Source organism: Paenibacillus sp. FSL F4-0243, assembly GCF_037963295.1.
Taxonomy (GTDB): domain Bacteria; phylum Bacillota; class Bacilli; order Paenibacillales; family Paenibacillaceae; genus Paenibacillus_AQ.
Map to the genome: position 1 here is coordinate 4,812,814 of NZ_CP150151.1, position 12,625 is coordinate 4,825,438.

Genomic DNA, 12,625 nt, shown 5'->3' on the forward strand with positions numbered 1-12,625 from the left:
TATGACAGGGGATGACACCCTGTCATATAAAAAAGATTTATAAAAGCTCGATTTCACCTGAGCATACGCTAGAAATCTCTCCTGCGCTGTTTTTAAGGATTAGTCCACCTAACTCATCCAAACCTACCACAACACTTTCAGAGCGTCCCTGAGGGCTATTCAGAGCGATTTGGCGACCCAAAGTAACTGACATCGACTCCCACAGCTCTTTGATAGGTTTAAAACCTTGTTCCATGTAAAGATTGAAATGCAGCTCTAACTCATTCAATACAGCTCTTACCAGTTCCGAACGGTCAATAGGGACACCGCCCCGCTGAATCCGAAGAGAAGTCGCTACTTCCTTCAGATGATCAGGATAATCGTCTTCAGTCAAGTTCGCAGAAATTCCAATCCCGGCGATGCAATAATGAAGCTCTCCTTCTCTTAGCGAAGACTCGAGCAAAATTCCACATATCTTTCGACCGCCCGCAAGCAAATCATTTGGCCATTTAATCCCGGCGTCTACTCCGGTTACACGGCGAATTGCCTTACAGACTGCAACCCCAGCAAGCAGTGTTAACTGAGGAGTCTGTAACAAAGGTAACTTCGGACGCAATACAATACTCATCCAAATGCCTTTGCCACGAGGAGAAAACCATTTCCTACCCATTCGCCCTCTAGCACCGGTCTGTTCTTCAGCGATTACGGTTGTTCCTTCTGGTGCACCCTTTTCCGCCAATCGTTTGGCTTCCTCCTGAGTAGATACGACAGACTCCAGGAGCTGAACTCTGTCTAGCCAATTCGAATCAGAAGCTTCCTGCTTCAACCCGGTTAGCGACAGCGCTTTTTCATAGCTCATGTCCATCCATCCTTTTTGCTTCAAGCAGCAATTCTTGTTTATTGTTAAGAAGATCTCCCGAAGCAGTCGCCTGCAGAAGTGCACTCAGCATATTGCCAAGCCAAGGTCCTGGACGTTTCTCAAGCGCTTCCGCCAACTCATTGCCTGTAACAGCAAGCTCCGATAAGCTCTTAAGCGGCATCTGTGAGATCCAGTCTCTTGCAGCTTGCAAATGGATCAAGCCATTTACAAGCTCTGGCGCCGCTGGGGTAGTGACAGCGGGTGAAATCTCTGAAACCGCTGGCGGGTTCGCAGCGGGAAGGCCACCTGCTGGCAGGATCGCCAGCAGCGAGAGCCACCCTTCGGCGGCTTCCACGCCGAAGGTCAGCACGGCGGCGATCCAGCGCCGCCGCAGTAGATCTGTGCCGCCCGGTTCCCCCGGCGGCACAGCCTCCAGGGCAGCGGTCCAAGCTTCGCGGACCCGCAGCACCTGGACGACGCTGGTACGCGTCGTCCCAGAGAACGTCCATGCCCGCAGCAGCTCATCGGCCTCCTGGGCCGACTGCTTCAGGGCATGGAGGAGAAGCACCCACCGCAGGTGGGCGCTCTCCAGTTCCCCTATCCCGGCCGTTAAGGCGGCAGCAGCCGCCAGATCGGTTCCGGTCCAGGGGAACGGGGCTTTGCCGCGCGCGAGCAGCTCACAGCGCGCTAGCATAGCAAGGCCGCGCCGAGGATGCGGCCCCTCTACGATGCGGTCCAGCTCCGCGCGGACACGCTCCACAGCAATATGCGCCAGCTTATCTCGCTGGCGCAGTAGCCCCCTCCACGTATTCTTAGCGATGGAGAAATCTAACACCGATGCGAAACGAACGCAGCGAAGCATGCGAAGCGCATCCTCATCGAACCGTTCCTCAGCATCACCCACACAGCGGATCACACGGAGAGCTAGATCCTTCTCGCCTCCGAAGGGATCAATCAAATCTCCACCCAGCCCGCAGCATATCGCGTTAATCGTAAAATCACGACGACGAAGATCTTCCTTCACATCACTAACAAATTCAACATGGTCCGGACGACGATGATCGATATAGCCGCTTTCAGTTCGGTATGTCGTCACCTCAAATCCATGCCCATCCTGAAGCACAGTAACCGTCCCATGTGCTAGTCCTGTAGGAATACTGCGTGCGAAGATGGCTATCACTTCCTCCGGCACTGCTGAAGTTGTAATATCCATATCATGCACTGGCCTACCCAATAGCTCATCGCGAATGCAGCCTCCAACCCAAAAAGCCTCATGGCCGTTTTGCGTTAGCTCAGAAATTACATTTTCCGCTGCAAGAGCCATAGCAGATGGCGCCATTTTCCATTTCATTACGAACTCCTTACCCCCTGACTGTATCCAGTCTAGGTACCTTGCGCCCGAGCACACGGTAATATATATCCTCATACTGACTTGTAATCGAATCCTTACAGAAATCTTTGCAGGCCGTTTCCAGACAAGCTTGTCTGAACTGCTCCACCATGCGATCATCCGATAGGAGTTTGATTGCATATTTCGCCATAGTTTCTGTATCACCAATTGGAGCAATGAATCCTGTCTTGCCATGTTCTATGAGCTCCGGAATGCCTCCGGTTTGAGAACCTATAGTCGGAACACCACAGGCCATTGCTTCTAGAGCGACCAGACCAAAGCTTTCCTTCTCAGAAGGTAACAGAAGAAGATCAGCCAACGAAATAACTTGAGCAATCTCATCCTGTCTTCCTAAGAAGCGGACTTTATCATCCAGACCCATTTCACTGATCTTAGCTTGAATCTTAGGAAGATCTGGCCCTTCGCCAACAAGCAACAGACGTGAAGGGATTTCACGATTCACTTTAGCAAAGATATCGACAACATCGCTTACCCTTTTAACTGGGCGGAAGTTACTGATATGCATCAAGATCTTCTCCTCAGGAGAAGCAAAATCTTCTCGCAGATTCGATACATCCCGTGGATAATAGACACGATGATCAACGAAGTTATAAGTGAGGTCGATCTGGCGCGTAATATCCAGCACTTCTCGTGTTTCTCTAATGAGATCCTTCGATACGGCTGTTACGGCATCACTTTCATTAATTCCAAGACGGATTAGATCTTTTAGCGATTCATCCTGTCCAAGTACCGTAATATCAGTGCCATGCAAAGTCGTTACAACTTTTATATCATTACCAAGCATCTGCTTAGCAAGGAAAGCACAAACAGCATGCGGAACGGCGTAATGAACATGCAACAGATCTAAATTCTGCATTTTGGCAACCTGAGCCATCTTCGTAGCAAGTGCTAAATCATAAGGAGGATATTTAAATACATAATAATCATTAACCTCTACCTCATGGTAAAATATATTTTTCTGGAATTTCCCTAACCGAAACGGAATGCTGTGTGTAATAAAATGAACTTCATGTCCCTTCTCGGCCAAGAGTTTTCCTAATTCAGTCGCTACTACGCCTGAGCCGCCAAGAGACGGATAACAAGTGATGCCTATTTTCAAACGATCCATATTCCGTCCCCTTCTATACCTTATATAGTTTGATCCCCTGCAGTAAACAGATCTACTGCATAGGGAACTTTTGTTGCAAATCCTTCCGCATAGGGAATAAGTCTCCGCTGTCCAAGCAACATGTCTCTGGAACGAACACGTTCAATATAACCTTCCGTTAGCGGTGTGGATACAGCATCGGCACCGAGCGGCTTGGTGAACTGGGAGCGATAGCAGGACAACACCTGCTCCTTCAGCCCATATTGTTTAGTAACATCTACAATAAGATCCGTACGTCCTAGATCATTTATAAAATAAAAAAACAGCTGTGGAGCCGGAACTGCCGGCTTGTCCGGCATATATTTACGTAGTTTAGCATTAAAAACAGCCTCTTCTACTAGCTTACTGCACGCAATATGATCCGGATGACGATCTTCCCAATAAGGAGCAAAAACAATCGCAGGAGCAAACCGGCGAATTTCGGCTGTCACAGCGGCCACATGCTCTTCTGTTATAAACAGCCCTCTGTCAGATAAACCCAAATTCGTCCGCACAGACACGCCAAGCAGATCAGCAGCTTGCTGTGCCTCTTCCTTGCGTAGCTCTACAGTACCGTTCGAGGACATTTCCGCAGCTGTTAAATCGCACAGACCTACTTTTAGTCCTGCAGCGGTATGCTTCGCAATCGTACCTGCCATTCCGATCTCCGCATCATCCGCATGAGCCCCAAATACAAGAATGTCCAGCTTCATTCATCAACACCTGGTTTGTATTTATGGACGAGTTCACGCCAAGCAAAGTCACCGCGATCAATCGCCTTCACAAGCACCTCAGCTGTTGCGATATTCGTTGCTACAGGGATACCATATACGTCACATAGACGAAGTAAAGCTGTAATATCTGGTTCATGTGGCTGTGCCATTAATGGGTCGCGCAAGAAAATAATAAGATCCAATTCATCTTGGGCTACCATTGCCCCAATTTGCTGATCTCCACCCAATGGTCCTGACATATAGCGATGAATCTTCAAGCTAGTCACATCCATGATCCGTTGGCCAGTAGTCCCCGTAGAAAATAGTTCATGACCTACAAATACATGCTCATAGGCTAATACAAAATTTACGATTTCATCTTTTTTACGATCATGTGCAATAAATGCGATCTTTAACATGGTGTTCTCCCCTGTCTATTCTATAAAGTGCTCAAATCCATAGATCAAGCCAGTGTATCCCATTACCTTTTGAATACCCATCTTAACGCCTGGCATATAGCCTGCTCGCTCATAAGAATCATGCCGGATTTTTAAGGATTGTCCGAACCCACCAAAAATCACTTCCTCTTGGGCAAACACACCAGGAAGACGGACACTATGTATCCGGAATCCATTATAGTAACCCCCACGCGCACCCTCAATCGTTTCTTCTTCTTTAGGGTTTCCTTGACGAAGCTCTTCCCGTACTTCTGAAATCATCTCTGCTGTTTTGACTGCAGTTCCGGATGGAGCATCCAGTTTTTGGTCACCATGATACTCGATAATCTCCAGATGTGGAAAGTATTTTGAAGCTTGAGCCGCAAATCTCATCAACAGAATAGCCCCTATGGAGAAGTTTGGAGCAATAAGTCCACCTATCCCCTGGTCTTGACACTGCTTGTCCAGTTCCACAATTTGCTCCGGTGTGAATCCGGTTGTACCGATAACCGGACGCACTCCATATTTAATGGCTAGCACTGTATTCATATACGCGGATTGTGGTGTAGTGAAATCGACCACAACATCTCCGTTGCTTCCCGCGAGGGCAGCCTCAAGATCTGAAGTTACAATAACTCCTGAGTCTTCGAGACCTACTAGACGGCCTGCATCTATATCCATCGTTGAACGATCTACCGCAGCCGCTAGCTCCAACTCTTCGTCCTGCAGCACAAGTTTAACAACCTCTTTACCCATTCTCCCGCCTGCTCCGGATACGATAACTCTGATCTTGTTGCTCATATCTTTTCATCCTCGCTTTCACTAGTTATATAGTTACTGCATATACGATTGTATGGATTTCTGAAGGTCTACCATCAATTCTCGCAAGCCAGAATCATCCGGATGTAAAGAAATCACTTCTTTCAAGGCGGCCATAGCCTGCATATGTTCATTCACCCGACTATGTGCGATGGCAAGCCATACATAAGCATCCCCATATAATGGATCAAGGGTGATGGCCTCTTTGAGTAGCGTAATCGGATGATACGGGTTACGAGTTTTGTTATCTTCATCTTCTATCAACCGCTTAGCTTCCTGTACATACATCATAGCTTGAAGATGCTGTAGATGTAGACTATACTCAGGTTTGCTGCCATCTAACTTCATAGCCGCCTGAGCATGAACTAAAGCTTTATCTAGCATACCACTGCGGGCATACGTTATGGAACAACGATATCTGACTTCAGCATCAGCCGGACTTGCTGCAATCGCGGCTTCAAAGCATACAATAGCTTCTGCAAAGTCACTACGCAATATAGAGCGATAGGCTTCTCTTACATAATCCCTTTGATCCATATCCTCACCATCCTCACGGCTAAATCCCGTTCGTTTGGTACAGCATATGTTATAGAGGCCTAATCGGTGTCTTTTGGTGTCCAACGACCAGCGTCTCGGGTATTAAACTTATGCATGACCTTATTATGTGCTTCAGTCAAATCAATCCCAAGAGAATTTGCAAAACAAACAGTAATAAACAAAATATCTCCCAGTTCAAGCTCTATAGAATTCTCTGCTTCATCAGACTTCTTCGGCTTCTCACCGAATTCATGATTGACTTCCCGCGCCAACTCTCCGACTTCCTCGGACATGCGGGCTAACATAGACAGCGGACTGAAGTACCCTTCTTTAAATTGCGATATATAAGCGTCTACTTCACGCTGAATGTCACCAAGACTTTTGTCCATAAAATGTATCTTTGCCCCCTCTGTATATCTTGCCTTCTGTTTGCCCCTATGTTATCGTAAAGACGTTTTGAAGACAAATCTTTTTTGAATATTTTAACACCTGCAAGAAAAGGTATACTTATTATAGGAAAAGAAAAACTGCCTTAACAAGGCCTAACGAGGGATTCCATGAATTCAAACAAGGTAATTTCAATCAGCAAAACAGTTGCCCCTATCATGCTCGGAACCGCAGTATATGCATTCGGACTACTGTATTTCATCATTCCCAGTCAACTAATGGAAGGCGGCGTAACGGGAATCACACTGCTGCTTAATTATGCCTTTGACATTCCAATCTTTTTAACAACACTGCTAATCAATCTCCCATTGTTTCTGCTCGGTTGGAAAGTCCTAGGCGGCCGCCAAATCGTATACACAGGGGTAGGAATCGGATCTTTGTCCCTTTTCTTGTGGATCTTCGAAAGATTGATCTCTGCTGGATGGATTGTCCCTTTCAGTACCGAACATGACTTTATTCTTGCTGCACTATACGCAGGGGTAACACTTGGAACCGGGCTTGGGATTGTGTTCCGTTTTGGTGGCACTACAGGTGGCGTAGACATTGTGGCAAGAATTCTGGGACGGAATTTCGGCTGGAGTATGGGGCAGATTATTCTGGCCATCGACATTTTCATTATCGGCTCTTCCATCTTCTATATTCCCAAAGAAAAAATTCTATACACACTCGTTGCAGTGTTCATCGCATCGCGTGTCATCGATTTTATCCAGGAAGGCGCTTATGCCGCCAAAGCATTTACAATCATTAGTGATGAGGCACCCCAAATTGCTGATCTAATAACTGCTGAACTAGAACGAGGTGTAACACTCATCCCTGCAATCGGTGCGTATTCTAAGCAAGCCAAACATATGGTGTACTGTGTAGTTTCAAGGCAGGAAATTCGCCGTCTTAGTTTACTGGTCAAATCGATTGATCCGCACGCGTTCGTAATTATTAGCGATGTGCACGACGTACAAGGCGAGGGATTTAGAGAAACATAAAATATCCCCACAAAGTGGGGCCTTGCTTAGATACGTACTCAGGTACTTTGCGGGGGCCCCAAATATATAAGTTTTGATTCGTTAAAAAAGGAGCGGGGGACTCTTCCCCGCTCCTTTTGGTTATTTATATAACCATTCCACTAAATTGGTTTGAAGTTCTGATTCTCTCCACGGTACTTACGATAACCCGCATAAGCTAATACAGCGATAATAAACCCTGCGGCTAGTCCTCCCCAAATCCCAAATTCTTGTGAGGCCAGGGGTACTGACAAAGCCGGCTCATCCTTCTCTTTTCCGAACATTACCCGCACAGTATCCTGACCATAAGACACAATTTCAAGTAACCGGGCCCGTTCGATTTTTTGTGAGGAAGAAGGAATGCCTGCGGCATATGAGAGCCAAGAATCAAATGTATTTACAACTTCAGGTTTCCGAGAGACGATCACCGCTGGCCGGATATTTTCATACCTGCCCTGTAGCCTCTCTACAGCCGTTTTCCATCCCGCCAGATCATTTGTAGCACCACTTTGCTCCATCGCATTTAAATCCTCGCGAATTAGCTTATAATACTGAAGCCAAATGGGTTGTCCGGGTTGATTCAGACTGTTGGCAGCTAATCGTAACCTGGTAGCTGTAGCCTCCAATTGCTGCTGAGATACTTTTGCACTTGCCACAGCAGCCTTCAGGTCCATAATGACCCCTGACAACGCATTAATGCCCTCTACAGAGGTCATTCCTTCAAAAGAAGAGGACACTATGATCCTAGAGATCTCTTCGGTCTCTTGTCGGACCTTCATCACATCCCCTTCCAAGACATACCCATACAATGCCTCAGCGGCTTGTTCTAGCTGCTGTGCTCCAGTCTTTCCACTCATCACTGTCAAACCGTCGCCCGAACTAACGTCGGCGCTTTGCTTCGAAACCTTGCCAGAACCTTCACCAGCATTCCCTTGCGCTGCTGAAGCTTTTTCAACATTCATGCTGGTCAATAACCAACAAAACACTAGAATAACCAACACATAATATCTCCCTCGGAGCATGAGACATCCCCCTCCTACCTAAGAAGAAACGACGTTGTCGTCTTTATTAGACGATATTCGTTTCTCGTAAAATTATAAGGATAAAGTATAGGATAAAACTTATACTTCTTATAATTCTAAATGTATGGCAGGCGGACAAGGGTTAGAACTGCTTACTAGAACCTGTTCTTAAACTGATAGATAGAGTCTACTGATCTTTGTCTACTACTAAACAACCAAGCAACAATTACACTAAACACCGTTAGCGCCATCGTGAAATATTGCACCTGTGTGACATCATCATTCAGTACAGAAGGTAACCATGGGTATATTCCATAGGAATAGTCCAGCATATCGTTAGCAAGGGTCCAGAACAGCGCTAGCGGAATCATTTTGCGGAAAGAAAAGAATCGTGCATAGATCAAGGCTTCTACCGCCATCCCCAAATGAGAGATCACCAGCATCCAGTCTTTCCAAACTAGAATATCTCCTTGATAACCTCCAGCAAAAATCATACTTACTGCCCAAATCCCATACTTCACAGACGTCACAACCGCTAACGCCTCAATAAGCTCCCTTACATTGTTTCCCGTATAGCTTTTTGGAGGAAAGAGCATTAGCAACAGCGCCAAGGTAAAGAACAAGCTTGCGGTTGGACTATCTGGAACAAACGGGAGCAGCCAAAGCGGAAAGTTAGCCGCCGTGAACTCCAATTGATTGCCATACCATATGTAGCCATAAATGGTACCGAGAAGATTCACAATAAATAACAACCAAATGATTCCTCGGTGCTTAAACAGTTTATCAAGAACGGACATACAGATCATTAACCTCCCAAGTAGTGGCAACTTTACATTTAGACATACAAAAACCTGACCGCAGTTTCGATCAGGTTTTGCGTTATTTTTATTTTACTGTTCGCTTTTTTGTTTGGCAAGCCAGTCTGCCAAGGCATCAATGTCTTGATCCGAAAGCCCCGCTCCCAGAGCAATATCATACATCTTCGGCATCTGTCCTTGACCCTCTTTTATAATAGTAAGGATTGCTTCTTTATCATGGGTGTCCCCAACGCCGCGAAGTGAAGGCCCGCCTGCCCCTTTCAAATCCGCCGCATGACAAGAGATGCAAGTAGCTTGCTTAAACAGCCCCATAGCCGGATCATCCTTATCTACAATCGCTACTTCCTTTGCCTTAACTGCACTCGAGGTTGGAAGCCCCTTCGCCCTATTCTCTGCCGCCTTCTCTTCCCGTTGAACATCTTCAGGAATTTGACCAGTTTCAGCCATTTCATGTTTGTATTCCGTCCAAGCGGTATTTGTTAAGTACACAATCGCCGCTAGCGATAAGAACATCAAAGATGAAGCGATCGGTCTACGATAGAAGCGACGTTCTCTGCCCGTGTCAAGAAATGGTGCTAAAAGAAGTGAACCAAAAGCTACACCGGTTACACCTAATGTACCCAGAACGATATAATCACCTGAAGCATAAGGAAGCTTCAAATACTGATAGAGAAACAAGAAATACCAGTCAGGAATTGGGATAACCGTAGCACTCGCATTCGCTGGAAACCCTAGCGGCGCTGGCTCTGAAATAGTAAGCACTAATATTCCTACAAGTACAACGACGCCAACCATCCATTCTTTCAGTAGAAAGTTAGGGATAAAGGCTTCCGATTTACCAGGATAGGCTGAATAGTCTGGAGGTGTGATAAATCCATTGCCTTTACGAACTCTGGTATCACCGACATATACAACCTTTTCCTTAGAATTGTTTCCATGTGCCATCCGTATTCCTCCTCTCTCAGATTAACTTACAACGGTCCAGAAATCCCTTGTCTGCGGATCATAATAAAGTGTCCTACGAGCAGACTAAGAAGCACCGCTGGGAGGAAGAATACATGAAGTGCGAAGAACCGAGTCAACGTTTCTGCACCAACAATCGTACCGCCTTGCATAAGTTCTTTCAATACGGGTCCCATCACTGGAACAGAGTTAGCAATTTCGAGTGTTACTTTAGTCGCGAAGTAAGCTTTATTATCCCAAGGCAATAAGTAACCCGTTAAACCAAGCCCCAACATTACGAAGAAGATGAGCATTCCAACTACCCAGTTCATCTCACGCGGAGCTTTATAAGAGCCTGTAAAGAAGACGCGCATCGTATGAAGGAACATCATAACAATGACAAGACTGGCACCCCAGTGATGCATTCCGCGAACAATTTGTCCAAAGGCAACACTAGATTGTAAATACTCAACACTTGCATAAGCATTGATAATATCTGGAACATAATACATCGTTAAGAACATACCCGATAAGATCTGAATCACTGTAATAAAAAAGGTCAGTCCGCCAAAACAATACACAAACGCAGAGAAGTGATGGGCCGGGTTAACATGCTCAGGAACCTCGTGGTCGGCCACGTCTCTCCAAATTGGCGTAACATCCAAACGTTCGTCAATCCAGTTATAGACATTTTTAAACATTAGAACCTACGCCTCCTCACTAGCTACTGTATTAGGCACAATATCACCCAAAAGAACCCACCCGTTATCAAATTTCGTTTTATACTGGTCAAGCGGTTTTGGAGCTACTTCGAGATTTTTGCCGAGTTTGGTATAACGTGCACCGTGGCAAGGACAGTGATACTCGTCCGGATGTGCCTTATCATTGTTCCATCCAACCGTACATCCTAAATGTTTACAAATGGGTGAAAGCGCATAAATATCACCCTTTGCGTCTTTACGGATCCACGCAGTCAGCGTCGCTGTGCTGTCGTACCATCCGTCTTTCTGTTTCAATTCAAACGTAAACTCTTGGGGCTCTTCGGTGATTTTGCTAATTTCAGCAACCTTTATAAAATCACCTGCGCCCTTCTTATGTAATATTGGGTCCACGACAAAACGGACCATTGGGAGAATTGTACCTGCCCCCATAAAAGCAGTAGCGCCACCTAGCGTGTAGGTCAAAAATTGCCTGCGCGACATCTCTTTACGGCTGGGTGGTTGTTCAGGCCAAATATCCTGTTGATCATTATGGCTGCTCATACTGTTATATAACCCCCTTCTCAAGATATAAGAAAGTATCTAAGGTGTCCGATCAGAGATGCCTTACTATAAATAATCCGTTTTCAAATCTTTTCAATGAAATACATCACATACCATTTCGATTCAACCTAATAATAGCTTAGGCACTAAAACCCGTCAAGAATATTGTCTAATTTGTGACAGGCCAAAAAGTGATTTCCGCTTACAATTGTTGATTTTCTGTCACATTTAAAAGAGACTCACCGTCCCCACATCTTTTGAATTTTCATACCAATATCACTATTAATCTTACCTTCCGGAGAGCCCTCAATGATAGGCAGAGAGAGTACTAAATCGCTTTCAAAAATTTCTTGTTCCAGAAGTGCTATATCTGCTGTTAACACCACGACATACTGGAAACCACTGGATTTGACTTTTCGGCAAACCTCATTAATTAGATCGACATATCCTTCCCCTCCATACTGAATCGCCGGGTAAGTTACAATCCGTCCCTTAAACGGTATTTCCACCAAATCCATAAAATCACGTAATCTTTCTAATGCTTGAACCGTCTCAGGAGGACTCTCGGACCCACTTAATCCTGTAAAAGGTATGAGACATGTATCATAGAACTTTCGATTTTCTTCCCACTGTTCAACTTCAAAATCACTGAATTTCATTAATGTCATCTCCCTATTTACGATCCTTCTTCGCGTCCACTTTTCACAAATTTGCCCGATGTTACAAATCCCATTATATTGAAAGAGGAGGACAAACGTCTAGATTTAGATTTTCCCCCGGCTTCCTTCACCTCTAATTGATACAGAAAGTGAGTTGAACAGGTACCTATTTAATAAAAAAAGAAATGCGCTAAGCGCATTTCTTTATGCCAAACTTTTAAGTTCTTCTGTAAGATTTCGAAAAGCCAATTTATCTCCTGTAGCCAGCGCCGTGTCAATCTCACGGTGCAAGATGTCGGAGCGACGCTTTCGCAGCGCTTCATCCCACACCATTTCTGCCGCAAGTCCTAGCATCACTTCGTACGTAGCCTTCATTTTGTCCATTCGATACACCTCCGCTGTTTAAGAGATCCTTATTGCTTTAATATTTTGATATCCATCAAGATGATTTTGTTTTCGGTTTCAAAAGTGACGGCACCTACTAAATCATATTCAACAATCCTGTCTACGTTCTACATATTTACCCATTCTGATCAATACTTCATCTAATGTTCCTATCAACAACCAAAGCGAAGTCCTCATCTACGTATGTAATC

General features: G+C 45.4%; 16 protein-coding genes. 1 reads left to right on the top strand and 15 read right to left on the bottom strand.

What is annotated here, in order from left to right; all coding sequences use genetic code 11:
- Positions 1–37 precede the first annotated feature (37 nt).
- From NSS87_RS21440 to NSS87_RS21475, 8 genes are read right to left on the bottom strand one after another with little or no spacing between them, the layout of a single operon-like run.
- Complete coding sequence (locus NSS87_RS21440; RefSeq protein WP_339242681.1) at positions 38–838, bottom strand: biotin--[acetyl-CoA-carboxylase] ligase; 801 nt, start codon at positions 836–838, stop codon at positions 38–40.
- Complete coding sequence (locus NSS87_RS21445; protein WP_339242683.1) at positions 828–2,189, bottom strand: CCA tRNA nucleotidyltransferase; 1,362 nt, start codon at positions 2,187–2,189, stop codon at positions 828–830. The genes NSS87_RS21440 and NSS87_RS21445 overlap by 11 nt, the downstream gene beginning before the upstream one ends.
- Before the next feature lie 10 nt (positions 2,190–2,199).
- The gene (bshA, locus tag NSS87_RS21450) at positions 2,200–3,357 is read right to left on the bottom strand and encodes an N-acetyl-alpha-D-glucosaminyl L-malate synthase BshA (protein WP_339242685.1); all 1,158 of its coding nucleotides are present in this window, start codon (positions 3,355–3,357) and stop codon (positions 2,200–2,202) included.
- A 20-nt stretch (positions 3,358–3,377) separates the two neighbouring features.
- On the bottom strand, positions 3,378–4,088 hold the full coding sequence (bshB1, locus tag NSS87_RS21455; RefSeq protein ID WP_339242687.1) for a bacillithiol biosynthesis deacetylase BshB1: 711 nt from the start codon (positions 4,086–4,088) through the stop codon (positions 3,378–3,380).
- Entirely contained in the window at positions 4,085–4,507 is a 423-nt protein-coding gene (locus NSS87_RS21460; protein WP_042129517.1) for a methylglyoxal synthase, read from the bottom strand. The genes bshB1 and NSS87_RS21460 overlap by 4 nt, the downstream gene beginning before the upstream one ends.
- Before the next feature lie 15 nt (positions 4,508–4,522).
- Complete coding sequence (dapB, locus tag NSS87_RS21465; RefSeq protein WP_042190132.1) at positions 4,523–5,326, bottom strand: 4-hydroxy-tetrahydrodipicolinate reductase; 804 nt, start codon at positions 5,324–5,326, stop codon at positions 4,523–4,525.
- A gap of 33 nt (positions 5,327–5,359) precedes the next feature.
- A complete protein-coding gene (locus NSS87_RS21470) occupies positions 5,360–5,881 on the bottom strand; it encodes a tetratricopeptide repeat protein (protein ID WP_339242690.1) in 522 nt (173 codons plus the stop codon).
- A 59-nt stretch (positions 5,882–5,940) separates the two neighbouring features.
- Entirely contained in the window at positions 5,941–6,270 is a 330-nt protein-coding gene (locus tag NSS87_RS21475) for a nucleotide pyrophosphohydrolase (protein WP_036676271.1), read from the bottom strand.
- Between the two features lie 168 nt (positions 6,271–6,438).
- Between NSS87_RS21475 and NSS87_RS21480 the strand changes: the two genes are divergently transcribed.
- Positions 6,439–7,308 carry a YitT family protein gene (locus NSS87_RS21480; RefSeq protein ID WP_042190138.1) on the top strand — a complete coding sequence of 290 codons (870 nt, stop codon included), beginning with the start codon at positions 6,439–6,441 and terminating at the stop codon, positions 7,306–7,308.
- 140 nt (positions 7,309–7,448) lie between these two features.
- Here NSS87_RS21480 and NSS87_RS21485 read toward each other — a convergent pair whose 3' ends face one another.
- The 7 genes from NSS87_RS21485 to NSS87_RS21515 all read right to left on the bottom strand — a co-directional run bounded on the left by NSS87_RS21485 (position 7,449) and on the right by NSS87_RS21515 (position 12,413).
- A complete protein-coding gene (locus NSS87_RS21485) occupies positions 7,449–8,348 on the bottom strand; it encodes a sporulation protein YpjB (protein ID WP_339242692.1) in 900 nt (299 codons plus the stop codon).
- A gap of 155 nt (positions 8,349–8,503) precedes the next feature.
- On the bottom strand, positions 8,504–9,145 hold the full coding sequence (locus tag NSS87_RS21490) for a DUF1405 domain-containing protein (RefSeq protein WP_339242694.1): 642 nt from the start codon (positions 9,143–9,145) through the stop codon (positions 8,504–8,506).
- 93 nt (positions 9,146–9,238) lie between these two features.
- On the bottom strand, positions 9,239–10,111 hold the full coding sequence (locus tag NSS87_RS21495) for a menaquinol-cytochrome c reductase cytochrome b/c subunit (RefSeq protein ID WP_042190142.1): 873 nt from the start codon (positions 10,109–10,111) through the stop codon (positions 9,239–9,241).
- Between the two features lie 26 nt (positions 10,112–10,137).
- Positions 10,138–10,809 carry a cytochrome b6 gene (locus tag NSS87_RS21500; RefSeq protein WP_042129529.1) on the bottom strand — a complete coding sequence of 224 codons (672 nt, stop codon included), beginning with the start codon at positions 10,807–10,809 and terminating at the stop codon, positions 10,138–10,140.
- Positions 10,810–10,815: 6 nt separating this feature from the next.
- Positions 10,816–11,370 carry a ubiquinol-cytochrome c reductase iron-sulfur subunit gene (locus tag NSS87_RS21505; protein WP_042190144.1) on the bottom strand — a complete coding sequence of 185 codons (555 nt, stop codon included), beginning with the start codon at positions 11,368–11,370 and terminating at the stop codon, positions 10,816–10,818.
- Positions 11,371–11,609: 239 nt separating this feature from the next.
- The gene (locus NSS87_RS21510) at positions 11,610–12,029 is read right to left on the bottom strand and encodes a DUF2487 family protein (protein WP_042190146.1); all 420 of its coding nucleotides are present in this window, start codon (positions 12,027–12,029) and stop codon (positions 11,610–11,612) included.
- Between the two features lie 204 nt (positions 12,030–12,233).
- Complete coding sequence (locus tag NSS87_RS21515; RefSeq protein WP_042129535.1) at positions 12,234–12,413, bottom strand: IDEAL domain-containing protein; 180 nt, start codon at positions 12,411–12,413, stop codon at positions 12,234–12,236.
- Positions 12,414–12,625: the final 212 nt, after the last annotated feature.

Bases quoted from the DNA above. Each gene is read 5' to 3' on its own strand.
- NSS87_RS21440 (WP_339242681.1), bottom strand. From the start codon at position 838: ATGAGCTATGAAAAAGCGCTGTCGCTAACCGGGTTGAAGCAGGAAGCT.
- NSS87_RS21445 (WP_339242683.1), bottom strand. From the start codon at position 2,189: ATGAAATGGAAAATGGCGCCATCTGCTATGGCTCTTGCAGCGGAAAAT.
- bshA (WP_339242685.1), bottom strand. From the start codon at position 3,357: ATGGATCGTTTGAAAATAGGCATCACTTGTTATCCGTCTCTTGGCGGC.
- bshB1 (WP_339242687.1), bottom strand. From the start codon at position 4,088: ATGAAGCTGGACATTCTTGTATTTGGGGCTCATGCGGATGATGCGGAG.
- NSS87_RS21460 (WP_042129517.1), bottom strand. From the start codon at position 4,507: ATGTTAAAGATCGCATTTATTGCACATGATCGTAAAAAAGATGAAATC.
- dapB (WP_042190132.1), bottom strand. From the start codon at position 5,326: ATGAGCAACAAGATCAGAGTTATCGTATCCGGAGCAGGCGGGAGAATG.
- NSS87_RS21470 (WP_339242690.1), bottom strand. From the start codon at position 5,881: ATGGATCAAAGGGATTATGTAAGAGAAGCCTATCGCTCTATATTGCGT.
- NSS87_RS21475 (WP_036676271.1), bottom strand. From the start codon at position 6,270: ATGGACAAAAGTCTTGGTGACATTCAGCGTGAAGTAGACGCTTATATA.
- NSS87_RS21480 (WP_042190138.1), top strand. From the start codon at position 6,439: ATGAATTCAAACAAGGTAATTTCAATCAGCAAAACAGTTGCCCCTATC.
- NSS87_RS21485 (WP_339242692.1), bottom strand. From the start codon at position 8,348: ATGCTCCGAGGGAGATATTATGTGTTGGTTATTCTAGTGTTTTGTTGG.
- NSS87_RS21490 (WP_339242694.1), bottom strand. From the start codon at position 9,145: ATGTCCGTTCTTGATAAACTGTTTAAGCACCGAGGAATCATTTGGTTG.
- NSS87_RS21495 (WP_042190142.1), bottom strand. From the start codon at position 10,111: ATGGCACATGGAAACAATTCTAAGGAAAAGGTTGTATATGTCGGTGAT.
- NSS87_RS21500 (WP_042129529.1), bottom strand. From the start codon at position 10,809: ATGTTTAAAAATGTCTATAACTGGATTGACGAACGTTTGGATGTTACG.
- NSS87_RS21505 (WP_042190144.1), bottom strand. From the start codon at position 11,370: ATGAGCAGCCATAATGATCAACAGGATATTTGGCCTGAACAACCACCC.
- NSS87_RS21510 (WP_042190146.1), bottom strand. From the start codon at position 12,029: ATGAAATTCAGTGATTTTGAAGTTGAACAGTGGGAAGAAAATCGAAAG.
- NSS87_RS21515 (WP_042129535.1), bottom strand. From the start codon at position 12,413: ATGGACAAAATGAAGGCTACGTACGAAGTGATGCTAGGACTTGCGGCA.